Genomic DNA, 24,573 nt, shown 5'->3' with positions numbered 1-24,573 from the left:
CGATCACCGCCCCGCAACCAGAGGTTGAGCGATTTGTAACCGGCACGTGAGGTGCGCGGGGGTGCCGAAGGCCGGTGGGAGACGCCGCACGGAGGCCGCGCGGCCGGGCGCGGCGCCTCCCGAGGCCGTACTACGGCGCCACGCAGCCGATCGTGTCCACGGGGAAGTCGTTGCCCGTGGACGTGGCGGTGAAGCCGAAGGTCACGCTGCCGTCCGGTGGGATGACACGGTTGTGGTCCACGTTCCGTACCGTGACCGCACCGTCGGTGCCGCTGGAGAGCGAGCCGTTCCACACACTGCCGATCGTGGTCCCGTTGCCCGGCTGCCACTTTACGGCCCAGCCGTTCAGCGGCTCCGTCCCGTGGTTCATCACCTCGACGGAGCCCTGGAAGCCGCCGCCCCAGGAGTTCTCCACGTTGTAGACGGCCATGCAGGAACCGGAGTGCGTGGGCGGCGGGGTCGTCGGAGGCTCGGTCGTCGGGGGCTGGGTCGGCGTCGGGGTGCCGCCCGAGTCGCCGATGCCGGTCACCTCGCCGTTGCCGCCGTCGAAGACGATGTCGGAGCAGGAGAAGAAGTTCTCCTGGCTGTCCGATCGCACCCACTGCATGAAGATCAGCGCGTCACCCGAGCGGCCCGAAGGCAGCGCCAGATCCCAGTAGTAGTGGCCTCCGTCGGCACCGGCCGAGCCCCGCTGGGGCGGGTCGGTCACCGTCTGGATCAGCTCCAGGTCGTCCCAGCCCAGCTCGGACGTGGGCGACCAGCCCGGCTTGGTCAGGTAGACCCGGAAGTCACCCGGGTGGGCCGCCCAGTTGCTGTAGTTCAGCTGGATCGTCGAGCCGGACGTCAGGTGCGTCCGGGGCCAGTCGGACCGGGCGGCGTTGTAGGCGGAGAAGTCGTACGGGGACCGGTCGCCGGCGCTGCACAGGGTGCCGTCCGGCACGTAACCGGCGCCACGGCCACCGGCGTTGGAGTCGAGCACGGCGAACCAGTTGTACAGCGCGGTCGCACCGCTCTGGTCGAGGGCGCTCTGGCAGGCGGGGTTCGTCGGGTCCAGGGCGCCGGTGCCGGTCTTGGCGTCCAGCTGGCAGAGGTAGGTGCGTGAGCCGGGCATCATCGCCACGCCGTGCGCGTCGGCCCGCCCCTGCCCGAGCAGGAAGGTCACACCGAGCGTGCCGAGCAGGGTGGCCAGTACCGCCGCGAGAGAGAGGGATCTGCTGCGTCGAACCATAGGGGGCTCCTGTTTCCGGGTGCTGGGTCTTTCCTGAAGCGCGTGATCAGGGGGTGATGCTCGGGGACGGCACGTAGAGGGATGGAACCCCCGCCCGCCCGGGGAGGGCGCTTCGACCGGACGGGCGAGGGGGGTGAGGGGGGTGAGGGGGCGATGGGCTTGCGCGCGGGATTGTGCGCGGTCGCTAGGGCGTGGTGCAGACGGCGTCGTTCAGGCGGAAGCCGTCCGGCTCGGCGAACGCCCCGCTGTAGGAGCCCTGGAAGCCGAACGTCAGGCTGCCGCCGGGTGCGAGCCGGGCGTTGTGTCCCACGCCGGTCGCCGTGACGGTGCCCGTGGCGGGGGTGACCGAGGCGTTCCAGGCGTTGGTCACCCGCTGGCCGGAGGGCAGGGTGAAGGCGAGCTGCCAGCCGTCGACGGGGGTCGTGCCGGTGTTGGTGACGGTGACGTCCGCGGTGAAGCCGTTCTGCCAGACGTTCGTGCCGTACGTCACCTCGCACGCCACGGGGTCACCCGGGTCGCCGGGGCCATCGGGGTCGCCCGCTCCGCCGCCGGTCTCGACGGTGGAGGAGAAGGAGTTCACGGCCAGTCCGGCACCGCCCTGCCACGGCTCGAAGCCGGCCTGGACGCTCGTCAGGTACCAGTCGTCCTCGGCCAGTCCGCGAGCGACGGTCGCCCGGACGAAGTCCATGACGTCGAAGCTCCAGCCGGTGATCGCCGACGGTGCGACGAAGGACAGCACGTCGTTGGAGCCGTTGCTGCCGGTCCACACCTCCCAGGTCCGTCCGCCCACCGCGGCCGTGCCGACCTGGGAACCGATGGGCTGGATCGGGCCCACCCTGTTGAACCAGATCATGATCTCGGTCTGGTTCACCCCGTCGGTACGCGGAGTCGGGTCCAGCCAGATGTCGTACGAGGCGTTGTAGACGGCGCCGCCGGCAAAGCCGTACGAGATGCTGGAGGGCGCCTCGGAGACGGTGTCGAGCCGGGCGGGGAGGGCGGTGCCCGGTGAGCAGGTCGTGTAGTGGCAGCCGTTGAAGACCGACGGGTACGACTTCGGCGCCCCGTTGGTCGGCACGGAGCCGTCGGCCTGGTCGACCCGGAAGCCGGTGTCCGTGGCCGTGACGCACTGGGTGGCGGTGGAACCCCAGCGGTTGTTCTGGACGACGTACCGTCCCTGGATCGTCGTCGTGCCGAACGGTTCGCAGATCGTGGTGTCCGCCTGGGCCGGCGCCGCCGCGGTCATGAGCGACGCGACGACCGCGAAGGTCGCGAGCAGTGCGCCCAGGAGGCCGCGCAGGGAGCGGACTTGGGGTCGTAACGGTCGCATGGGGGGCCTCTCCGGAGGGTGCGGGGGGAAGGAGGGGCCGGTGCGGGAGCGCTCCCAACTCCCCACTGATGGGAGCGCTCCCACTTACCGGTTGACTGGGGACTGTAGGAGCGGTTCATGTTCCTGACAAGACTGTGCGCGTCGGAGTTGTCGAAGAAATTTCGAAACCCCAGGTGACAGACGCGGGCGCCGGGGGAGTGCCCCCGGCCGTCGACGTCGGTCAGGCGGAGTCCCGGAGCACCAGTTCCGTACGGAGGATGACGTGCCGCCAGGCGACGGGGGTGTCCTCCATCTCCTCCAGCAGGAGCCGTACCATCGTGCGGCCGATCTCCTCCAGCGGCTGCCGGACCGTCGTCAGCGGCGGATCCGTGGGCCGGGCGGGCTGGGAGTCGTCGAAGCCGATCACCGCGACGTCCTGCGGCACCCGTCGGCCTGCCGTGCGCAGCGCGTTCAGTGCCCCGGAGGCCATGGAGTCCGAGGCGGCGAAGACCGCGTCGAGCTCCGGATGACGGGCGATCAGCCCGGCCATCGCCCTGCGCCCGCTCTCCTCGGTGAAGTCGCCGCCCTCGACGATCAGTGAGGGCCTGACCTCCACGCCCGCCAGCTCCAGGGCCTCCCGGTATCCGCGCAGCCGGCACTGGGCGACGTACATGTCGAGCGGTCCGGTGATGGCCCCGATCGTGGTCCGGCCGCCGTTCAGCAGGTGCGTGACCGCGCCGCGCGCGCCACCGGCGTTGTCGGCGTCGACATAGGTGACGCTCTCGTCGCCGGAACGCCGGCCCAGCATGACGGTGGGCAGTCCCGCCTTCGCGAGCATGTCCGGCAGCGGGTCCTCGGCGCGCACGGACATCAGCAGCACGCCGTCGACCCGGCCGCCGCGCGCGTACTCCACGAAACGCTGCCGCTCGGTGTCCGTACGGACCAGGGTGAGCAGCAGCTGCACCGGGGTGTCGGTGAGGGCGTCGCCGACGGCATGGACGATCTCGGTGAAGAAGGGCTCCCCGAACAGCCGCCAGTCCGTCTCCGTGATGACCAGCGCGACGGCGTCCGCGCGGTGGCCGGCCAGGGAACGGGCCGCGAGATTCGGGACGTAGCCCAGTTCGGCGATCGCCTGCTGCACGGCGCGGCGCGTCGAATCCCGTACACCGGACGCGTTGTTGACGACCCTGGAGACGGTGCCCCGCCCCACACCGGCGCGGGCGGCCACCTCCTCCAGCGTCGGCGTACCGGGACGTTGCCTGCCCATGCCCGCCACCCCCTACGAGATCATCCGATACTACGGCTCCCCGCTCGGCTCGGCGGGCCGATCGCTAGGGCGCCCCGGGATCGGCGGGGTCCGCCGGGTCCGCGGCGTCGGTGAGGTCCGCTCCCCACGCGGCGGCGCACAGGATGCGGTCGAGTTCCTCGGTGTGGACGGCGGCACCGAGCCAGGCGCGGGCGAAGCGGCCCGGGTCGGCCGGGAGAAGCCGGCCGAAGGGGTCGCGTACGCGCTCCGCGGCGGCGGCGTGGAGCGCGGCGAGGAGCTCACCGGCGGTGACGAGGCCGTGCCGACGAAGACGCGCGCCCTCGGTGTCCCGGTTCCCGGGAAAGGCGAGCACACGGCGGCCTCCGGAGGCCGCCTGGTGGACCCGGCGCCGCAGCAGATGCACCGGGGCCTCGTCGCCGGCGGGTCCGCCCGGCGCGCCCCTGGGCGTCGGCGCGGTGGGCAGGTCCGCGCGGCGGAGCCGGTCCAGACCGAGATCGAGGCGGGCGCCGGGGTCGGTGGGATGGCTGACGGCCAGGAGCAGGGCGCGGGGTTGCGGGGCCGGCGTGAGCCGGGCGACGACGCGCAGCCGGGCGCCCCGGACGGACGCGAGAAGGCGGAGGTTCTCGCGGTCGGGCAGCGCGGGATCGTCATGGGCGGCGGCGAGCCGGAGCGGCCGGCCGCCGCAGTCGGCGACCAGACACTCGCCCATCGCCTCGCGGACCGTGCCGGTGAGCGTGACGTCGAGGAACAACAGGTCCCGGTCGCCCGCCAGGGCCATGGAGACCTGTTCGGCCACCGGCACCGCCCACAGGCGGTCGAGAGGTTCGGCATGCCACGCGGCGCCGGCCGCGCGTACGGCCCGTACGCCCGCGCCCGCACCCAGGCGGCCCGTCGGGGACACGGTCGCACCGGACACGGCGAGTCCCGCGCGCGAGAGTTCACGGTGGGTCAGGGACGTGTCGCCGACGCGTACGGCGCGGTCGGCCGCGCCGGTGGCCCGCCCGGCGCCGCCCGGGGCCACGTCGGAGATCGAGTAGAGCCGTCCCGAGGCGTCGGCGGTCCAGGTGACGGCGCCCGCGTATCCGGTCGCCGTGAGGACGGGCTCGGAGAAGAGCCCGTACAGGCGCAGGGATCCGTCCGGGGTGTACGGCTGCCGTACGGTGCCGCGGAGTTCGGCGAGTTCGGGGCCGGTGGCCCGGGGGAGACGGTGGGCGATGGCCAGGACGTCGCGGAGGGCGGCGGTGAGGTCGGTGAGGCGGTAGGCGGGGTCCGTGCTCCGGGCCGCGCGCAACGCGGTGACGACGGCGACCGCGCGGCTCGCCGCACGGGGGAGTCCCGCGAGCCGCGCGGTGTGCGCGGCGCGCAGCAGCTCCGCCTGGAGCACGGCACCGGCACCGTCGGTGCCCGCCTCGAGCACGGCGGCCGCGGCGTCGTGCAGGGCGGCCGCGGCGACATGTTGGTCGGGGGTGGCCGTTTCGGCGGTGGGGGTGGTGGGGGCGGTGGCTGGGGCTGGGGCGGGGCCGGGCGGCGGCTGTGCCGAGCCCGTGACCGGTGGTGCCGTGACCGATGCGGCTGTGACCGGTGGTGCCGTGACCGGTGGTGCCGTCGCCGGTTGTTCTGTCGCTGACGGCTCCGTGGGGTCGGCGACCGGGGCCGCCGATGCCGCGGCGGCCCGGTGCAGACAGCCGGGTGCGAGCAGGCAACCGCAGCGGATCGCCCCGGCGCTGGTCACGACCCCGCCGGGAGCGTGCAGTTCCAGGTCGGTGTCGTCGTCGACGGCGATGCGCACCACGTCGCCCGCACGCGCCGTCGGCCGTGCCGCCACCTTGGCGACGCCCGCGTCGAGCCGTTTGCGCAGCCGGGGCGTCAGCGCCGCGACGAGCTCGGCGGTCACCGACGGGACGACCGGCGGAAGCTGTGGGTTCACGCGATCTTCTCTCCTACCCAGCGAGCGAGTTCGAGCGGGCTGAGGGCGGCGACCGGCATGCCCGCGGCGACGAGCTGACCCGCCACACCGGTGGAGTACCGGGGGCGGCCCGTGTCGTCGAGGCTCGCGCAGCCCAGGACCTGGCAGCCGGCCCCGACCAGGGCGCGCACCTCGCCGAGCAGTCCGCCCAGTGGGTAACCCTCCTCGAAGTCGCTGACGACCACGACGAGGGTGCGGGACGGCACGGTCACCAGCTCGCGGGCGTGCCGCAGCCCCGCGGCGATGTGGGTGCCGCCGCCCACGCTGACCTCGAGCAGCAGGGACAGCGGGTCCTCGACGTGGTCGGTGAGGTCGATGACCTCGGTGGAGAAGGCCAGGAAGTGCGTGGACAGCGTGGGCACTCCGGCCAGCACCGAGGCCGTGAGGGCGGCCCAGACCGTGGACGCCTCCATGGATCCCGACACGTCGGTCACCAGGATCAGCCGCCAGTCGGTGGCCCGTGCGGCGCGGGTACGGAAGACGGGGTGTTCGGGGAGGACCTGGACCGTGCCGTCCGGGAGGCGGCGCGCCGAGGCCAGGTTGGCACGGAGGGTGCGGGGCAGGTCCAGGCCACCGCCCGGGCGGCGGCTGGGGCGTGGCAGGGCCGTGCCGTGCAGCGCCGGGCGCAGCCGCGTGGCCAACTGCCGGGTCAGTGCGTCGACCAGGCGCCGCACGAGCGGCCGGAGCGCGGCCAGGCGGGCCTCGGGCAGACCGCCCGCATGGCGGAGCACGGTACGCAGCAGGTCCACGGAGGGCCGCACGCTGTCCGGGTCCAGCTCGGCCAGAACGTCCGGCCGGCCCGATGCGGCGGCCGCCGCCAGGACCTCCTCGCGGATGCCCGGCCCGAACAGCACCGCCAGATCCTCGGACCACTCACGCACACCCGGATAGGCGGCCTCCCGGCCACCACCGCCGCCGCGGCCGGGCCCGGTCAGGTCGCCCCGGCTGCCTTCGCCCCGCCCGCTGCCGTACAGCTCGTCCAACGCGGTGGCCAACGAGGCCGCCGACGGGGGCAGCCGGTCGGTACGACGGCCGAGCACGAGCCGCCAGCGGTCGGCGGGGGCGAGGCGGTGATCCCCGGGGGCGACGGGTCGCGCGCCGGCGCCGGGGACCGTGGGTGGGGATTCGGGTGTGCTGGTGTGGTCGGCAGTGGGTGGGGACTCGGGTGCGCCGGTGCCGTCGGCAGTGGGTGCGGGAAGCAGCCCGAGTCGGTCGAGAGTGGCTCGGGCCGTGAGGTCCGCGCGGGTCCACAGGGCGAGGGCGTCGGGGTCCACCCCGTCTGTGTCGGCCGGCCGGCCGATGTCCAGACGCTCCTCGACGGCGGAGAGGAGCCGGTCGCGGCCTGCCGGGCTGAGCGTGTCGAAGCCGCCGCGCAGCGAGGGCAGCCGGTCGAGGAAGTCCCGGTCGGACAGCTCGGAGACCCGGTCGAGCAGCGGTTCCAGTGCGGGAGCCGCGGACTCCAGCAGCGGGCCGGCGGCTGTCAGCAGCCCGGTCAGCCGGGCGGTGAGCGCGGACCGGGAGGCGCGGTCGCTCGCCGCGTCCACCCAGGAGGCGACGCGGCCGCCCAGGGCCTGAGCGTCCTCGTGTCCGAGGAGCACCCGGACAGCTCCGGCGGCCCCACGCATCAGGGGCGAACCGTCGTGTGCCAGCCGGGCCAGGGCGTCGGTCAGACGGACGCCACCGAGGACGTCCGCCCGGTGGGCGAGCTCCAGCAGAGCGTGCGCGTCCGCCGGGTCCTCGGCCCCGGTGAGACCGTCCACCTGGCGAACCGCGGCGGAGGTCAGGAGTCCGGCCACGGCGCCGGCCCGTACCGCACGGTCCTTGTCGGTGCCGAGCGCCGCGATGTGGCCCGCGCGCAACCGGTCCAGCAGGGCCAGGCCGGTGAGGAGTTCGGGCAGTGCGGCGGTGCGCGGCAGTACCTCGGCGGCCTCCGCGAGACGTGCGTCCGTCAGTTCCGGCAGGCCGCACTCCGCCGCCTGCCGGAGTCCCTCCAGCGTCTGAGCGGCCACCGGCCCGCCCTCGTCCCGCTCCGCACGCCACCGCTCACGCAGGACCCCCTCGGCGGCCTGGGCGGGAGTGACACCGCGTACGCCGACCGCGGACAACATGGCCTCGGTCGCCGGAGTCCAGCGCACCTCCCACCGAGTCGTCAGCGTCTCCGCACCGCCCGCGCCGACGACCACCTTCGCCTCCGCGTACGGCACCCCGCACACCGTCAGGCGGCGCAGCAGCAGATCGCGCTCACGGTCGAGGTCGGACCGCAAGGGATCCAGTCGCAGATCCCGGGCGGCCGCCCCCGGCCCGGTGCCCCCCGGCCCGACCGCCCCCGGCTCGACCGCCCCCGGTCCAGGGGTGCCCGGTCCAGCGGTGCCCGGTCCGGGCAGTCCCAGCGCCGACAGTTCGGCCTCGACCGCCGGGGCCAGGCCGCTGCGCGGCGTGCCCGGAGCGGGACGGCCGCCGCGCGTCCCGACGAGGACCTGCTCCATCGCCCGGGCGACGGCCCGCCCCCTGCCGTACGGCTCCCCCTGCGCGAGCACCGTCTGGACCGCCTCGACCAACTCCCCCCGGCCCGCGGCGGGCAACCCACGCAGCCGCGCCAGGTCCGAGGCCAGCCGGGTGATCTCGCGCGCGTCGGCGGGCCCCGACGGATGCCCGAGGGCACGCAGTCCCGCGCACACCCGTACGGCCGCCCCGGTCAGCGCCTCCTCCAGCGCCGCCGGATCGCCTGCCGCCCGCAGCACGAGGTGCTGCCACTCAGGGTCCCGGATGCCCGCCGGGTAACCGGACCGCTCGTCCAGGAGGGCGTACGTGTACGGGATGAGGGACGTGATCCATCCGGAGGGGGCGGCAGGGCCGGGTGGATCCGTGGGATCGGGGCGGTTCGCCGGGTGACCGGGGTGGCCGGGGGCGGCACCGGGGCGGCCGGCCAAGGGGCCGGGCAGGTCGGCCGGACCGCGACGGCGGCGAGAGCCGAGAGAGCCGCGAGGGCTGTCGGGGTTGTCGGGGTTGTCGGAGTTGGTGGGACGACCGGTACTACCGGCACTGCCACTACCGCCGGGGAGGTCCGGCTCGGGCTCGGCGGCCGGGAACACCAGCGCCGGGGCGTGGAAGGCACCCACGACCACCGCGGCACGCGCGCCGTCCACGGTGGCGGCGGCCAGGCAGGAGCGCATCCACCGCTCACGCCGCAGATCGAGTTCGGGCACGCCTCCCGAGGCGATGGCCTCCTCACGCAGCGCCCAGCCGGTGAGGAGCGCGGCACGGCGCAGCGCCTCCGGGGTGGAGCCGGGCGCGGTGGCCTCGACGAGACGGTCCCAGAGGTCTTCACCGGGACGGCCGGTGAGCCGGGCCCGGAGGGCGACGGTGAGCCCGGAACGGTCGTACTCCGGCGCGCCGGAGGCGTGCGCGGTGGGATCGGTGGACGGGGTGGGGCCGGTGGACGCGCCGGGGCGCCTGCCCTCGTGCCACGCCCGGTCGGCCAGCGGCAGGTCGCAGGCGACGACCGGGACGCCGTGCCGGGCGGCCCAGCGCACGGCGGCGAGCTCGGGGGAGAAGTCGGCGAACGGGTAGAAGGCCGGCCCACCCCCCTTCTCGGTGGACGCGGCCGCGAGGGCGACCGGCGCCCGTGTCTCCTCGTGGCCCAGCCAGGGCAGCCACTCCTGCATCTCGGCGGGAAGCTCGACCAGCAGGACGTCCGGAGCGGCCCCGTCCAGCAGCGCCGGCACGGCCGCGGCCAGGGACGGCGCGTGATGCCGTACGCCGATGAGACAGGGCGCCGCGGGATCGGTGAGCGCGGCGACCGCTTCGTCGGGAGACAGGCCCGAGGAGACAACAGAGGACGACGAGGCGAGAGAGGGCGAGGAGGCGAGAGAGGTCGCGGTGGCCGGAGAGGATGAGGAAACCGGTGAGGACGAGGAAGCGGTAGAAGTCGGGGAGCCGGGGCAGGGCGAGGAGCGGGACACGGACGTCAGCCCTCCAGGACCGTGCGCAGGTCCCACAGGGTGCGCCAGGTGGCCGAACCCTGCTCGGCGCGGCGCCGGACCGGACCGTCCCAGTAGCCCCGCAGTCGCGCCGCGTCGGCCGGGTCGTCCTTGCGGACCACGCCGAGGAGATGCCCCGGGAGCAGCCCCAGTACGTCGCGGTCGCCCGGGAAGTACGCCGCGGCCAGCCCGAGCGCGCCCGCGACGGACACGGCTTCCGCGGTGCTCATCACGGTGGACGGCCGCTCGACCTCCCAGCCCTCCGCGGAACGGCCCTCGCGCAGGTCGCGGAAGGCGACGACGAGAGCCTCCAGGACGGCCTCGTCGACCTGGAACGGCGCGCCGGCCCGTTCGACGCAGGCCCGCGCCTGGCTGCGGACCAGCGCCGTCTCGGCGTCGAGGTCCGGGATGGGGCCGACCGTCTCGAAGTTGAAGCGGCGTTTGAGCGCGGCGGACATCTCGGAGACGCCCTTGTCGCGCAGGTTGGCGGTGGCGATGAGGTTGAAGCCGGGCGTGGCGTGCGCCAGCGAGTCGTCGGTGCCCGAGAGCTCGGGGACGGCGATGCGCCGCTCGGAGAGCAGGGAGACCAGGGCGTCCTGCACCTCCGGCAGACAGCGGGTCACCTCCTCGACGCGGGCGATGCCTCCCCGGCCCATCGCGGTCAGGACCGGGGAGGGCACAAGTGCCTTGCGGCTGGGTCCCTGGGCCAGCAGCAGGGCGTAGTTCCAGCCGTACTTCAGCTGGTCCTCGGTCGTGCCCGCCGTGCCCTGGACCACCAGGCCGCTGGTACCGCACACGGCTGCCGACAGCAGCTCGGACAGCATGGACTTGGCGGTGCCCGGCTCGCCGACGAGCAGCAGCCCGCGCTCTCCGGCGAGGGTGACGACGCACCGCTCGACCAGCGCCCGGTCGCCGACGAACTTGCCCTCCACCACCAGACGGCGCGGTACGCCCTCGGGCGCCTCGGCGTCCTCGGGCAACCGCAGCGCCCGGCCGTCGCTGCCCATGACGAAGGTGACGACGGCCCGGGGCGTGAGCCGCCAGGCCGGCGGGCGGGGCCCGTCGTCGTAGGCGGCGAGGAAGGCCAGTTCGGTGGCGTACCGCTCCTCGGGCGGCACGATCTGACGGGTGTGGTCGGGGGAGAGGGTGGTGGTCATCGACGGATCTTCCGGTGGGCTCGGGCAGTGGTCAGGGGTGGGGGCGCCGGGTGGACTCGCCTTCGGGTCACCGCCGACGGCCCTTCCGCGTGGCGCGGGTGGTGAGCTCCTCGTAGCCGGGCGCTTCTCCGGCCCGCACCCGGCCCCAGGCGTGGGCGAACAGTTCGGGCACCGGGAGGAGCGGAACGGCGCGGATCCTCTCGCTGACGGGGTAGAGGTTCTCCTTCCACGTCTCCACCGGCAGGGCGGGCGTCTTGAGGTCGCGCCAGCCGCAGGGAAGGAAGAGGGAGCGGCCGGCCCGGGGCCGCTTGGCCTCCACGACCAGCTTCGTCGCGGCGAGTTCGGCCCGGGCCTTCTTCAGCCGGGCGGGCTTCCAGCCGGTCCAGCGGGCGCAGTTGCGGTCCGTCGGGTCGGGCAGGGCGAGCAGTTGCAGATAGAGCGTCGCCGCGTCCTCGCCGAGACCGTGGGCCGCGGCGACCTCGGTGACGAGTGCCGGTACGCAGACTGTGGGGTCCTGGGCGGGCCCGGAGGGCCCTTCGGGATCGAGGCCGGCGGTGAGGGCCCGGTCGAGTTCGTCACCGAGGACGGACCGCAGGGCCCGGAGCCCGGTGGCGTGGGAGGCACCCACCAGCCCTTCGAGGAGCCCGAACACGGCGTCGTCCGGGCCGGTGAGGCCCGCCGGGCGCACCAGCACGGTCTCCCTGTCGCTGTGCCAGGGGCGTAGTGCGAGCGCCTCACCGACCCACGTGGTGCCGTCAGAGTCGGCGCCTCCGGTGGCGGGCAGTCCGTACGCCTTGCGCAGCTCGGCGGCCGTGGTTCCACCCTTCTCCGTCCACTCGACGTCCAGGCCGAGCAGTAGCCCCGGGTCGGCGACGCGGCGGCGCAGCGCGGCCAGGCCCTTGGGCAGGGCCGCGCGCAGGGGGTGCCCGTAGGGCAGGGCGTAGGCGAGCGAGGCGAGGGCGGCGACCGCACCGGTCAGGTGGTGGCATCCGGGCACCGCGGCGGGATCCTCCGCGACCAGGCGGCCGTCCTTGTCGGGCCGCTGGACCGTCGTGCGGCTGAGCCAGGCGGTGCGTGCCGGATTGAGGACGTCCTGGGCGGAGGCGGTCGGCAGGCCGTCGAGAGCGGGCGCCAGATCCTCGGGCACGCGGACGAGGGAACCGAGACGCTCGGCCCACACCCGGCCCGCGGCGCCCGTGTCGGGCCCTGTCGTCCACAACTCGGCGGGGTCGTCGGGCAGCAGGGCGCCGACGAGCGCCTCCCGGTCGGCGGCGGGGAGCGAGTTCAGCATGCCCCTGCCCGCGTTCAGCTGACGCTGCTTGAGCCCGGTCACGGCGAGCGCGTCGCCGCCGGGCTGCTCCGGCTGCCCGGCGAGCAGCACCGCGGCCTGGAGCGGACCCAGGCCCGCGTGCGTCGCCGCGGCGAGCGCGCCGGGTGCCTCGGGATACCAGGGCGCGGCTCCCTTGTCCCGGATCAGCCGGATGACGGCGGCGAGCCCGTCGGCCGGGAACGCGGAGGTGTGCCGGGTCTCCTTCCCGAGAGTGAAGTGCGCGACGGCACCGAACGCACCCGTCGGATCGTGGTCGAGAGCGAGCCAGTTGACGCGGTCGCGGCCGTAGTCGACGTCCCTGCGGCCGAGGACGACCACGGTCCGGTCGCCCCGCCGCAGCACCTGTCCCGCGCGCTCCTGATTGCCGTGCCGCTTGCGCTTGTCCAGCGGCTCACCCAGCACGATCTCCCGCAGGGCGTCCCCCGGATCGGCGAGCGGCCCTTCGACGAGCGCCTCGAACAGAAGGAGCAGTGCCTCGCGTTCGGCATCCGGCACGGTCGGTGCGGCGGCCCGGTAGGCCAGCGGTCGCAGCACGGTCAGGAGGGACGGCCAGACCATGTCGATGCGGGGGACGGTGTACTCGTCGTTCTGCCACCCGTCACCGAGTGCGGCGCGGCGGACGTGATCGGGCAACTGCCTGCCGTCGGCGGGCTTCCCCGAGAGCACGTGGTTCACGGCGCGGATCTGCCGGAGCGCGGTCCACTGGCTGTTGCCGCCCCAGGCCCCCCACAGATTGGCCAGGCCGTCGGTGGCCGTGCGCAAGGTGTGGTCGTCACCGTGCTCCGGGCGGTAGTCCGCGAACATGCCCTCGACCCGCTTCAGCTCCGGCTTCGCCTGCTCGACGGGTGACGTGACGAACCTGGTGACCGAGTCGGTGATCTGGAGTGTCGTGCGGACCAGGGCCGCCACGCCGGTGAGGAGCCGCTCGTCGGTGAGGCCGGGCAGTGACCGGGACACGGCTTGCCGTACGACCTCCTCTGCGGTCGGCACGGGGGGCTTGCCGTCGGCGCTCGCGCCGTCCGGCCCCCCGGTCGCACCACCCCGGCCCCCGGCCCCACCACCTGGGCCCCCGGCCCCACCGGCCGGACCACTGGCTCCCTCGTCGATGCCCTCGGCCGCCGCCCTCACCAGCGCCTGGCGCTCGGTCAGCGCCCGCGCGGCGTCGCGCACCAGCTCGGCCGCCCGCTCGTCGGTGAGGGCGCGCAGCACGGCCGACGCACGTTCGTCACGGGGACGCAGGGCGTGCCAGAAGGCGACCGGCGGTACGAGCGGGGTGCCCGCGGCGAACTCCCCGCCCCGTTGGTTCGGTGTCACCTGACCGAGCAGGCCCGCGTCGGTACCGTCGCCCTGCGCGAACAGGGCGATCCGACGCCACTCCCGGGCCACCACGGGTGCGGCGCCCCCGGGCAGCCGCAGCGCACCGAGCGGCACGACGGCGCCGCCGTGCTCGGAAGCCCGCAGCGTGACGGTGCGGCCGTCGGGTGTCCCGGTGGTCGTCAGGGTCTCGCCGGCCTCGTCCCCGGCACGCACCCAGCGGCCCAGAACGGTGCCGTCCGTGCCGAACGGGCTCCGCTCCAGGCCTGGTTGCAGGGGCAGCACCTCGCACTGGCCCTGCAGCAGCGTCGCGTCGTCCCTGATGCCGGACCGCAGGAAGGCGGGCAGGGAAGCGCGCCCGTGGGTGCCGGTCGCCGGGTCGTACTCCAGCCACACCTGCTGCCGGCCCTGCCTGCCCTCTCGCCAGTACAACGTGCCGTCCCCGATGACGCGACGGCTCGCGGGCAGGACGGTGTCACCGGCGTGCAGGGTGCGCCCGCCGGTGGCCCGTCCGCCGCCGGGCAGCGGAAGGGACGGTGCGCCGGCGCTGTCGTTGCGCCACCGGTGGGAGATCTGTTCACCGGTGAGCGTGACCACCTCGGACGGCCGGGTGGACCAGTAGCCGTGCTGCCTGCCCTCCTGCCACCACACCACGAGCAGCTCCCCGTCGGTGTAGCGGAACCGCGGGCGCTGCCAGCGGTCCAGATCGGCCGGGAGCCGCAGGTCGTGTTCGAGCACAACCCCGTCCGGGCCGACGACGACCGCCTGCTGACCGCGGCTCAGGATCAGGCAGGGCCAGGCCTCGTCGACGATCAGCGTGTCGTCGCGGTCCTTGCGTGTCCCGCCGTCGAGCAGCCGCAGCGCGTCCTCGAGTGCGGGCCAGCCCAGCTCGTCGAGGATGCCGGCCCGCAGGGTGCGCCCGAGCAGCGGAGCCGTCTCGTACCCGGCGGCGCGGGCGACCGCTTCCGGGTTGGCCCGGGGAGCCACCGCCCGGAAAGGGCCCAGCCGGTGCAGTGCCTCGCGGGCTCCGGGCAGACCCACGGCGTCGGTGAGTTGCCCGACCGCGCCGTCCAGCCATTCGCGCAGCACGTCCGTCAGCACGGGATGGTCGGCGAGGTGCTCCAGTACCTCGCCCGACTGGTGATCCTGGCCCACGGCACCGACGGCCCGCAGCAGCAGGGGACGCAGACGCGGATCAGCCGCGACGGCGGCCAGATCTCGCCGCTCGGGCCGGGTGTCCCGCGCCCAGCGGTCCAGTCCTAGATGGACCTCGGTGCCGGGGTCCGGCAGGACGAGGGGGATGTCCTTTGCCACGCAGAGGTCCAGCAGGCCGATGTCGGCGCCCGCGTGCCGGCGTCCGGTGAACAGGTCGACGGGCCGTCCGTCGGCGCGCAGCCGGGGCGCCATCCGGGTCACCAGGTCGAGGGTGGCCGGTGAGGTGCCGCATACCGTAGCCCCGTGCTTGCGGTGGGCTGCCCAACGGCTGAGCCAGTCCGCCGCGTCGACACCGTCCGCCGCGGTGCCGGGCCCGTCCGCGGCGTCGGCCCCGTCGGCCCCGTCGGCCCCGTCCGCGCCGTCGGCGTCCTGTGCGCACCCGGCCTCGCCGGTCAGCAACCGGTCGGCGGCGCACTCGGCCAGCAGCGTCAGCCAGAAGTCGTCGCTCGCCAGGTCGTGGTCCAGCCCGGCAGGCATGATCTCCAGCAACCGGGTCCGTACAGCCGGTCGTCGGCCGGCGAGGACGGGCAGGACGGCCCGGTAGGCGGTCCAGAAGGAGGCGGGCGCCCGGACGGCGGCGGGAGAGGCGACCAGATCGGCGACCAGGTCGCACTCCGTGTCGACCCGGGGCAGCCCGGCCGCCTTGATCAGCGTCCGCGCGTCCTGCGGCAGCGACGCGTACGGCGGCATACCGGCCGCGCAGCGCTCCACCGCCAGCTGCCGGAACTGGTCCCATGCCTCGGCGGCGTCCAGCCGGCCGGCGAGATCCTTCACATGCTGCTTGAGCGCCTTGACCGTCAGCGCCCCGGCGAACGCGAACTCCAGGAAAACGGCGCGCTGTCGCTCCTCGTCGACGGCGAGCGCGTGCACCCGCTCGGCGTCGCGGGCCTTGCCGAAGAAGGCGGCGGCGTAGGTGGTGTTGTCGTACTGGAGGAAGATGCGGGCGGCTTGCTCGTAGAAGGTGGGCAGGAAGTGCGGCACCGCCCGGCCGAGCCGTTCACCGAGTGCCTCGAAGCCCTCCTTGGCGGTGCCGGGGCGGGACTTCGCCTGCCGTGTGAGCCGCTCGACGTCCTTGACCAGGGCCAGCGCGTGATGTCCGTTGGCCGGGTCGTTGACCAGTGCCCAGGCGGGGAAGCCGAGGGTCTCCCGCTTGACCTGCCCGACCTCGGGTGTCTCCGCGTCGCGCACGAGGCCCAGGAAGTCCAGGGCGAGGTCCTCGGCCCCGCCGAGGGTGCCCGGCACCAGCCGGACGACGCTGCGGTCGCCCAGTGCGGCATGGGTGTAGGTGCGGACGGTGAGGGTGTCGGCGTCCTCCCGGCCGGTACTGCCCCATGGCAGGAGCGCGCCGGCGTCGAGCAGGGCGGCGGCGGTGGTGTCGTCGTAGACGGTGGCCCCACGAGTGCCGCGTGCGGCGCCGTCTCGGGCGGCGCCTCCGGTCGGTGTGGTGGTGCCCTCGGCGGGTGTGGTGGTGACCCCGCCCGGCGCGGTCGTTCCGTCGGTTGTCACGGTGGTCCCGTTCATGGTGCTCACGCCGCCCGCTCCTCGTCCTCGATGTCGCGCCCGGCGTACAGCGCGGCCGCCATGCGCATACCCTCCGACCAGGCCACCGGCCCGATCCGGCCGAGCTTCAGCACGCGTCCGGCGCTGTCGGTCCACATCAGGGGACCGGTCTCCGTCTCCGCGTAGCCGTCATAGTCGCCGACCCAGACGCGAGCCTCGACGCCTTGCTCCCCCTCCCGTACGGAGCAGACGGCGTACCCGCCGCGCACGCGGTAACCGAGCTGGGTGACCCGCCCGTGCAGGAAACGCTGTTCCTTGAAGGCGCCGCCCGCGTACTCCTCGACCGAGGTGCTGTCGGCGTCGAGCGCGGCGGGGCGGTGCCATACCTCGCGGAAGAGCTGCTGGGCGCGCTGCTCGACGTCGAGCTCGACGGCGAACTCCCGTAGCTCCTCGAGGTCTTCGAGGAGCACGGGATGCGGAAGACGGACCAGGTCGGGGGCGATGCGCACGGTGTCTCCGTCGAGGTCGACGAGACCGAGGCCGCGTACGGGGTCGGCGTCCCGCAGAAACCCGGCGACCTCGCCGTCGGCGCCGGTGACGACAAGGTCGCGCAGGGCGGACCGCCAGGCCGGGTCGGGCCATACCCGGGTGAGCACGGCGAGGGGGACGGGCAGGGACCGCACCATCCACCGCTCCACGTCGGTCAGGCACTGGCGTTCGTGCCGCTCCAGCCACTCGGTGAGCTGTCGAAGACCGACCACGGCGGGATCGTCCGCGAGTTTGGCCGGTACCGACTTGAGCCGTCGTCCGGCGGCGTTGCGGCACACCACCTTCCCGTCGTCCAGAGCCACTTCGTAGTCCCCGGCCGTCACCCACCCCATGAGTGCCTCCCCGCACCGCAGTGATCAAGTGCTGAAACTCTAGGCCAGCCCACTGACAATGCGGCGGGGGCAGGGGACGGGCGGGAGCGGGCGTGTGGGCGGGCACGGCCGGGGACGACTGCCCCGCCCCGCCGGCGGTCGTCCGGCGTCAGTCGTCCATGCGGACCGGCATCAGCAGGGAGAAGGCCGTCTCGTCGTCCGGCCGGCGGACCGCGAGGGGGGCCGTGGGGGCGCCGAACTCCAGGATCAGCCGGTTCCGGTCTCCGGCGGCGAGCGCGTCCAGCAGGAACCCGCGGTTGACGGCGACGTTGTCCGGACCGTCGTCACCGTCCGCGCAGACGGTCACCGTGCCGTCGTCGGTCACCCTGAGCACACTGAGTTCGTGGGACGCACCGTCCTGCTCGCGCACCCCGCTCGCGCGGACGGGGCCGGACTCCAGAGCCTCGAGGAACGCGGGCACGTCGACGTGAGCCGGCCGCCCGGAGGGCAGCTGGACGAGTCGACGGTAGTCCGGGAAGTCGTAGGCGAGGCACTGCCCGGCCGTCTGACGGTCTCCGGCCTCCAGCGTCACACGGTCGCCGTCCACGGCCAGGGCGACGGACTCGTCGCCGCTCAGCAGCGCGCGCATCGCGTCGGCCAGCGGGACGGGCACGATGACCTGTACGCGCGGCCCGCCGTGTCCGGCGGTACTCGTCCGCGCGACGGCCAGCCGGTACCGGTCGGTGGCCACGAGGTGGAGCGATTCCCCCTCCAGGTCGAACAGGACTCCGCCGAGCATGGGCAGTTCGGGGTCGCCGCCGGTGGCGAAGCGGACCGAGTCCAGCGCGGAGGCCAGGTCGGGCGCGGAGACGGACAGTCGGACGGTGTCGGTGCGCGGTGCCGCGGTCATGGGATTCTCCCTGTGGTCGAGTAGCGCTCGGAGCGTGGAGAACTCGCTGCGGGCATCGGCCAGCCCCAGTTCGAGACGGCGCAGGTGCGCCTGGAGGAGCCCGCGGACCAGGTCCGTGTCCGCACTGGACCAGCCGGCCAGGACCAGCCGGATGTCCGCCAGCGGCATACCGGCCCGCCGCAGCCGGGCGAGCAGCCGGGCCTCGTCGAGCTGCTCGGAGGCGTACCAGCGGTAGCCACTCACCGGATCTACCCAGGCGGGGACCAGCACCCCGGCCCGGTCGTAGAACCGCAGGGCACTCACGCCCAGTCCGCTGTCGCGGGCCATCTCCCCAATGCTGCGCATCTCGCTCTCCACGTCCGCAACCCTGAGCCCTTGACCAGGTCGAGGGTCAATCATGGCCCGCCCGGGCCGGCGAGCGGTCCTGCGGAGTGCCCCCCCACCCCGACCCGTCTCGACCGGCGAGCGGCCCCACGCAGCACCCCGGCCCACCTCACCCCGGCCCACCCCTTCCCGGCCTACCCCACCCCGGCCCACCGCACCCTGGCCCAGCGCGCGCCCGCCGTCTGCCATTCTTGCGGCGTGCAGAAGCCCACCGCCGTCACGCCCGACGCCCCCGTGACCATACGGACGCCGCTCCTCACCCAGGAGTGGCTCGACCTCGCGTTCATCCACTGGGCCGTGGCGCCCGCCGCCGTGGCGGGGCTCATGCCGCGCGGAGCCGTCCCCGACACGCACGACGGACTCACGTACGTCGGGCTCGTCGCCTTCCGGATGCACCGGGTCGGCTGGCTGGGGCTGCCCGGCGTGCCGTACTTCGGCTCCTTTCCGGAGACCAACGTGCGGCTGTACTCGGTCGACGCGCACGGGCGGCGCGGTGTCGTCTTCCGGTCGATGGACGCCTCGCGGCTGATGCCGGTGGTGATGGGCCGCTTCGGCTTCCGGCTGCCCTACCTGTGGTCCCGCATGACCGTCCGCACCGTCGGCGACACCGTGACCTACACCAGTTCCCGCCGCTGGCCCGGCCCGCGCGGCGCGTACAGCCGCATCACCGTACGGCCCGGCGAACGCATCCACGAACCCACCGGACTGGAGCACTTCCTGACCGCCCGCTGGGGCATGCACAACGCGTTCTTCGGCGGTGCGGCGTATCTGCCCAACCACCATCCCCGCTGGCCGCTGTACCGCGCCGAGCTCGTCACCTGCGACGAGAACCTGGTGGCGAGCGCCGGGATCCCGGCCCCCACCGAAGCCCCCGTCAGCGTCCTGTACTCACCCGGAGTCCCGGTCCGTCTCGGCCGTCCGGCCCGCTCCGCGCGCCCCGGCCCTTGACCTCGAGCGCGCTTGAGGAAGCAGGCTGATCCGCATGAACACCGATACCGCGGACAACAGGGCCGACGCCGCAGACATCAAGGCCATCGAGCAGGTCGTGGCCACCGTCGAGCGCACCCAGCGCGCCAGGGACGCCGAGGGGTTCCTCGCTCTCTTCCACCCCGACGCGCTCTGGACGACCGCCCACGGCAAGGTCCTCCTCGGCTTCGACGAGATCGCCGAGTTCACCCGTGCCGTGCTCCCCGACGCCGCCTGGGACGGCGACGTCACCTACGAGGTGGTGCACACCCGGTTTCTGCGGCCCGACGTCGCGGCCGTCAAGGTCCGGCAGGTGTACCACTCGGCCGAGGGCGACACCGAGGGTGCTCCGCTGTACGTCATGACCAGGCAGGATGACGGGAGCTGGCTGTTGCACGCCGGCCAGAACACCGAGGTCCGCGGCGGCTGAGGATGGTCGTGCGGACCAGGACGGCGAACTGATGCGCGCGGCCCGGGCCGCCGGCATCCACGACGGGATCGCTGCCCTCCCCGACGGCCGCACCCCCGTCCCCGGCGAACGGGCCTCGTCACGCTGTCCGGCGCGTGCCGGTTGCTACGCCGTCCTGAAGGAGAAGGAGGGGGCGGCCGGGCGCTCGGTGATGTCCTCGACGGTGACGCCCGGAGCGGTCTCGACGAGGGCCAGGCCGTCCTCGACCTCGGCGACCGTGACGCGTCCGGCCATGGCGGCGAGCGGATTGAAGTACGTGTCCTTCAACTCGGCGGCCAGTGCCGCCCGGTCGTCGCCGTCGGTGACGTCGAGGCGGCGACCGCCGTCCGCGGGTTCGATGTCGGTGGCGATGACGCGGGCCCCCTCGCGGGTGAGGGCCTCGGCCTCGGCGGCGCCCTGGCCGCGGGCGGCGCCCGTGACCACGACGACCTTGCCGAGCAGCCTCTTGGAACGCGGGTCGCTCACGGCCGCTCCCGGCTGCGACGCCGGCCCGTCGGCAGGGGTACCGGATCGGAGCCGGGGACGACGGTGTTCGTCAGGGTGCCGATGCCCTCCACCGTGAGGGACACGGTGTCGCCGGGCTTCAGCGGCGGAGGAGTCCGCTCTCCGCGCAGGCCCCACAGTTCGGCGAGGCAGCCGCCGTTGCCGCAGGTGCCGGAGCCGAGGACGTCACCCGGTACGACGCGGGTGCCGCGGGAGGCGTAGGCGGTCATCTCCTCGAAGGTCCAGCTCATGTTGGACAGCAGGTCCTCACCGACCTTCTCGCCGTTGACCTCGGCGGTCAGGGCCAGGCGCAGGAACCCGTCGGCGTCCCGGTGCCGCTCCAGTTCGTCGGCGGTGACGAGATACGGGCCGAGGGCGGTCGCGGTGTCCTTGCCCTTGCAGGGACCGAGGCCGACCTTCATCTCCGCGCCCTGAAGGTCTCGCGCCGACCAGTCGTTGAACACGGTGTAGCCGACGATGTGGTCGCGGGCCTGCTCGGGAGTGAGGTCGCGGCCCTCCCGCCCGATCACCGCGCCCACCTCCAGCTCGAAGTCCAGCACGGCCGAGCCGGGCGGCACCGGGATGTCGTCCCGGTGACCGTAGACCGCGTGCGGGTTGGTGAAGTAGAAGGCTGGCGCCGCGTACCACTGCTCGGGGACACCGGCGACGCCGTCGACGGAGCGGCGTACGCCTTCGACATGCTCCTCGAAGGTGACGAAGTCCCGTACCGAGGCGGGCCGGAGCGGGGGCAGCGGCCGAACCCTGGAGACGTGCGGGCCGGGCGGAACGCCGAGCGCCTGCCGGCCGGCGGCGAGCAGCCCGGGCAGGCCGTCGGTCTCCGTCAGCAGTGCGGACAGCGAGGAGACGCCCGGCAGTGGGAAGAGGGTGCCGTCGTCCTCCACGACGGCCACCCGCCGGCGGTGTCGGTGTTCGTAAGCGGCGAAACGCATGGTGCGGCTCCAGAGGCGGGGCGGCCGGGAACAGGCGGTAGACGGATCCCGGCGCACGGGACCGGGGACGCGACGGTGTGGGCCAGGGCGTGGACACCGGCGCCGCGCCCCCGGCGGACGGGAGGGAGGATCAGACCGGCGGGGCGACGAACACGCCGCGGTCGGGGTCGTTGAAGGACTCCTTGGCGACCAGTTCGTTCATGGGATTGGCGGTGCCCCACTGGTCGGTGACCTCGGGCTGGGAGAAGTCGTAGACGTGGGGGTGCCAGGTGTCCTCGTCCAGGTTCTCCAGCTCGGTGGTGTACTCCACCGTGTTGCCGTGCGGGTCGAGGAAGTACGTGAACGTGTTGTCGCCCGCCATGTGCCGGCCCGGGCCCCAGATCTTCTTGAAGCCCGCCCGGATGACACGTCCGGAACCGCGCATGTACTCGTCGATGCCGCGCATCTCGAAGGAGACGTGGTGCAGGGCGGTGTGCGGGCCCTGCGCGATGGCCATGGAGTGGTGCTGGTTGCTGATCCGCATGAAGTGCATGACCTCGCCCATGTGCGGCGAGCTGAGCGTGTCGGAGAGGGCGAAGCCGAGGTGGCGCTCGTACCACTCGCGGGTGCGGTTCAGGTCGGGGGAGTTGAGGACGACGTGGGAGAGCTTGACCGGGATGGACTCCTTCTCCTCGATCTTGCGGTGCCGGCGGACCTCGACGTCGGCGGAGACCTCGATGGTGCGTCCGTCGACGTCGAAGAAGCGGAAGCCGTAGCCGCCGCCGGGGGTGTCGACCTTGCCGGGCCGGCTGATCAGCTGCACGCCGCCCGCGAGCAGCCGCTCGGCGAGGGTGTCGACGTCGGCGGCGTTGGCGGCACCGTAGGAGACGAGGTCGAGGCGCTTCTCCTCGGCCTTGCGGAGCCGGACGACGTACTGCTCGGGGGAGCCCTCGGCGGCCAGGAAGGAGATGCCGGAGTCCTCGGAGACTTTGGTGAGACCCCAGACGCCGGAGTAGAAGTCGAGTTGCTTGTCGTAGTCGGGCACGGCGAGGTCGACGTGCCGCAGGTGGGTGAGCAGGCGCATGGTGTCAGTCCTTTCGGAGGAGGGCCGCCGCGTTGCCGCCGCGGACGGCGTGGAAGTCGGCCTCGGGCAGCTGTGCGGCGCGCAGGGCGCCGAGCGGGTCCTCGGTGCCCATGTCGAAGGGGAAGTCCGAGCCGAGCAGGACTCGGTCCGCTCCGGCGGCCCGGACCAACTCCCGCAGTACGTGCGGGTCGTGGACGAGCGAGTCGAAGTACAGCCGCTCGAGGTAGCTGCTGGGCGGGTGTGTGCAGCCGGCGCCCGCGTCGGAGCGGGCCGCCCAGGCGTGGTCGGAGCGGCCGATGTGGGTGGGCAGGTAGCCACCGCCGTGCGCCGCGATCACCTTCAGCCCGGGGTGGCGGTCGAGGACCCCGGAGAAGATGAGGTGGGAGAGGGCGACGGCGTTCTCGGTGGGCTGGCCGACCGTGTTGGACAGGTACCACTGGTCCAGGCGCTCGTCGAGCGTGCATCCGAAGGGGTGGAGGAAGACGATCGCGCCGCTCTCTTCGGCCCGGGACCAGAAGGGCTCGTACGCCGGGTCGGACAGCTCCCGGCCGGGGGCGTGACTGGAGATCTCCACGCCCACCAGCCCCTGCTCCAGAGCGTGCTCCAGGGCGGGTACCGCCTGGTCCGGGTGCTGGAGGGGTACGAGTCCGAGGCCGCGCAGCCGGTCGGGGGCGGCGGAACAGTGCGCGGCCGTCGCCTCGTTGGCGAGGAGATACACCTTCTCGGCCGTCTCCTCGTCCGCCCAGTAGTGGTAGTGGGAGGGCGAGGGACTGACCAGTTGCACGTCCACGCCCTGCGCGTCCATCGCGGCCAGGCGCACGCTGGGGTCGGTCATCCTGGGGACGCGTTCGCGGACCATGGGCCCGTTGACGGCGAGGGAGGCGGGGCCGTTGCGCCGGGCGTCGAGTGCCCGGGCCTCGGCGTGCCCGGGCAGGTGGGCCACGAGTGCGTCGATCTCGGGCAGCAGGACGTGTGCGTGCACGTCCACGGTAGGCCGGGCCTCGGTGGCCTCGGTGGCCTCGGTGGCCTCGGTGGCCTCGGTCATGGCGGTCGCAGCGGTCATGGCGGTCATGGCGGTCATGGCAGGTCCCTGAGCAGGGTCATGGTGCGGGCCATCAGGCCGGGCACGTCGGCGTCGCGCACCTCGTCGAGCTGCCACTGCCCGATCTGCACCGACGCCTCGACGACCGGACGGACTCGGGCGATCCGCCGCTCGTAGTACGCCTGGAACAGCGCGTCGTCCCACTCGTCGGCCCCCGTCAGCATCTGCGCGAGCACCCAGGCGTCCTCGAGGGACATCGCGGCGCCCTGGGCGAGTGTGGGCGGGCAGCAGTGGGCGGCGTCCCCGACGAGGACGACGCGGCCGCGGTGCCAGGAGCCCTCGACCAGCATCCGGTCGAACCAGGTGTAGTTGACCTTCGCCGGGTCGGTGATGTGCTCGGTGATCTCCGGCCAGGAGCCGCCGTAGTGCTGGGTGAGGCGCCGCATCTCGTCCGCGTACGACTCGGCCGGTATGGAGGCGCGGTCGCGGTTGGCCTCGACGACGTACGCGTACAGGGTGGTCTCGCTGGTCGGGCAGTACCCGGCGATGTAGGCGGGGCCGCCGTAGGCGAGGTCGGTGCGGACGACACCCGTCGGGCGGGGGGCCGCGACGCGCCAGATGGCCATGCCGGTCGGCTCGGGCTTCGCCGTGATGCCGATCGCGGAACGGGTCGTGGAGCCCAGGCCGTCGGCGGCGACGACCAGGTCGTAGCGGCCCTCGTTGCCGTCGCTGAGGCGGACGGAGACGCCGTCGGCGTCCTGGCCGAGGATCTCGGCGGTGGTGCCCAGCCGGACCGACGCGCCACTGGCACGCACGGCCTCGATCAGGATCTGCTGGAGCCGCGGTCGCCGCATGCCGACGGTGGCCGGCAGGTCGTCGCCGCCGGTGCGCAGGTCGTCCTGCGTGTGCAGGACGGTGCCGTCGGGCGCGGTGATGCCGACCGAGCCGAAGCCGAAGCCGGACGCCTCCACCTGGTCCCACACGCCGAGTTCGCGCAGCACGCGCAGGGCGTTGCCCTGGAGGGTGATGCCGGAGCCGGCGGTGGCGTTCCAGTCGGCCTTGGCCTCGACGAGGTCCACGGCGACACCGGCGCGGCGCAGCAGGACGGTGACGGCGTTGCCGGCCGCGCCGCCGCCGACGACGAGGACCGTGCGGGGTTGGGTCATGGGAACTCCCTTGTTCC

At 73.9% G+C, this 24,573-nt stretch carries 15 protein-coding genes and 1 pseudogene; 2 read left to right on the top strand and 14 right to left on the bottom strand.

The window, feature by feature from the left end; all coding sequences use genetic code 11:
* Window positions 1–130: 130 nt before the first annotated feature.
* The 9 genes from QC283_RS22455 to QC283_RS22415 all read right to left on the bottom strand — a co-directional run bounded on the left by QC283_RS22455 (window position 131) and on the right by QC283_RS22415 (window position 18,378).
* Window positions 131–1,228 (bottom strand): lytic polysaccharide monooxygenase auxiliary activity family 9 protein, encoded by a 1,098-nt coding sequence (locus QC283_RS22455; protein ID WP_279563421.1) that lies wholly within the window; start codon window positions 1,226–1,228, stop codon window positions 131–133.
* 184 nt (window positions 1,229–1,412) lie between these two features.
* Window positions 1,413–2,555 (bottom strand): GH12 family glycosyl hydrolase domain-containing protein, encoded by a 1,143-nt coding sequence (locus tag QC283_RS22450; protein WP_279563420.1) that lies wholly within the window; start codon window positions 2,553–2,555, stop codon window positions 1,413–1,415.
* 220 nt (window positions 2,556–2,775) lie between these two features.
* Complete coding sequence (locus QC283_RS22445) at window positions 2,776–3,801, bottom strand: LacI family DNA-binding transcriptional regulator (protein WP_279563419.1); 1,026 nt, start codon at window positions 3,799–3,801, stop codon at window positions 2,776–2,778.
* Between the two features lie 64 nt (window positions 3,802–3,865).
* Window positions 3,866–5,728 carry a hypothetical protein gene (locus QC283_RS22440; RefSeq protein WP_279563418.1) on the bottom strand — a complete coding sequence of 621 codons (1,863 nt, stop codon included), beginning with the start codon at window positions 5,726–5,728 and terminating at the stop codon, window positions 3,866–3,868.
* Window positions 5,725–9,729 carry a vWA domain-containing protein gene (locus QC283_RS22435; RefSeq protein ID WP_443032665.1) on the bottom strand — a complete coding sequence of 1,335 codons (4,005 nt, stop codon included), beginning with the start codon at window positions 9,727–9,729 and terminating at the stop codon, window positions 5,725–5,727. Before QC283_RS22435 ends, QC283_RS22440 begins: the two co-directional genes overlap by 4 nt.
* A 5-nt stretch (window positions 9,730–9,734) precedes the next feature.
* Window positions 9,735–10,904 (bottom strand): ATP-binding protein, encoded by a 1,170-nt coding sequence (locus QC283_RS22430; RefSeq protein ID WP_279563417.1) that lies wholly within the window; start codon window positions 10,902–10,904, stop codon window positions 9,735–9,737.
* Window positions 10,905–10,971: 67 nt separating this feature from the next.
* Entirely contained in the window at window positions 10,972–16,284 is a 5,313-nt protein-coding gene (locus tag QC283_RS22425; protein WP_279563555.1) for a hypothetical protein, read from the bottom strand.
* A 5-nt stretch (window positions 16,285–16,289) separates the two neighbouring features.
* Entirely contained in the window at window positions 16,290–17,144 is an 855-nt protein-coding gene (locus QC283_RS22420; protein ID WP_279563416.1) for a DUF4132 domain-containing protein, read from the bottom strand.
* A gap of 148 nt (window positions 17,145–17,292) precedes the next feature.
* Window positions 17,293–18,378 carry a DNA polymerase III subunit beta family protein gene (locus QC283_RS22415; protein WP_279563415.1) on the bottom strand — a complete coding sequence of 362 codons (1,086 nt, stop codon included), beginning with the start codon at window positions 18,376–18,378 and terminating at the stop codon, window positions 17,293–17,295.
* Window positions 18,379–18,615: 237 nt separating this feature from the next.
* On the opposite strand from QC283_RS22415, the gene QC283_RS22410 reads away from it, so the two are divergent.
* Both QC283_RS22410 and QC283_RS22405 read left to right on the top strand, forming a co-directional pair.
* Window positions 18,616–19,365, top strand: a complete 750-nt coding sequence (locus QC283_RS22410; protein WP_279563414.1) for a YqjF family protein — start codon at window positions 18,616–18,618, stop codon at window positions 19,363–19,365.
* Window positions 19,366–19,399: 34 nt separating this feature from the next.
* Window positions 19,400–19,813 carry an SgcJ/EcaC family oxidoreductase gene (locus QC283_RS22405; protein ID WP_279563413.1) on the top strand — a complete coding sequence of 138 codons (414 nt, stop codon included), beginning with the start codon at window positions 19,400–19,402 and terminating at the stop codon, window positions 19,811–19,813.
* 291 nt (window positions 19,814–20,104) lie between these two features.
* Here QC283_RS22405 and QC283_RS22400 read toward each other — a convergent pair.
* From QC283_RS22400 to QC283_RS22380, 5 genes and pseudogenes are all read right to left on the bottom strand, one after another.
* Window positions 20,105–20,317: pseudogene (locus tag QC283_RS22400) on the bottom strand (3-oxoacyl-ACP reductase); the annotation flags it as partial.
* On the bottom strand, window positions 20,314–21,285 hold the full coding sequence (locus QC283_RS22395; RefSeq protein WP_279563412.1) for a fumarylacetoacetate hydrolase family protein: 972 nt from the start codon (window positions 21,283–21,285) through the stop codon (window positions 20,314–20,316). The pseudogene QC283_RS22400 and the gene QC283_RS22395, both read right to left, overlap by 4 nt.
* A 130-nt stretch (window positions 21,286–21,415) precedes the next feature.
* Window positions 21,416–22,348, bottom strand: coding sequence for a VOC family protein (locus QC283_RS22390; protein WP_279563411.1), 933 nt, complete (start codon window positions 22,346–22,348; stop codon window positions 21,416–21,418).
* A gap of 4 nt (window positions 22,349–22,352) precedes the next feature.
* The gene (locus QC283_RS22385; protein WP_279563554.1) at window positions 22,353–23,393 is read right to left on the bottom strand and encodes an amidohydrolase family protein; all 1,041 of its coding nucleotides are present in this window, start codon (window positions 23,391–23,393) and stop codon (window positions 22,353–22,355) included.
* A 32-nt stretch (window positions 23,394–23,425) separates the two neighbouring features.
* On the bottom strand, window positions 23,426–24,556 hold the full coding sequence (locus QC283_RS22380) for an FAD-dependent oxidoreductase (RefSeq protein ID WP_279563410.1): 1,131 nt from the start codon (window positions 24,554–24,556) through the stop codon (window positions 23,426–23,428).
* Window positions 24,557–24,573 lie beyond the last annotated feature (17 nt).

It is taken from the genome of Streptomyces sp. DH41, from assembly GCF_029813785.1.
Lineage (GTDB): Bacteria > Actinomycetota > Actinomycetes > Streptomycetales > Streptomycetaceae > Streptomyces.
This window is presented reverse-complemented; position numbering and strand designations above follow the sequence as displayed.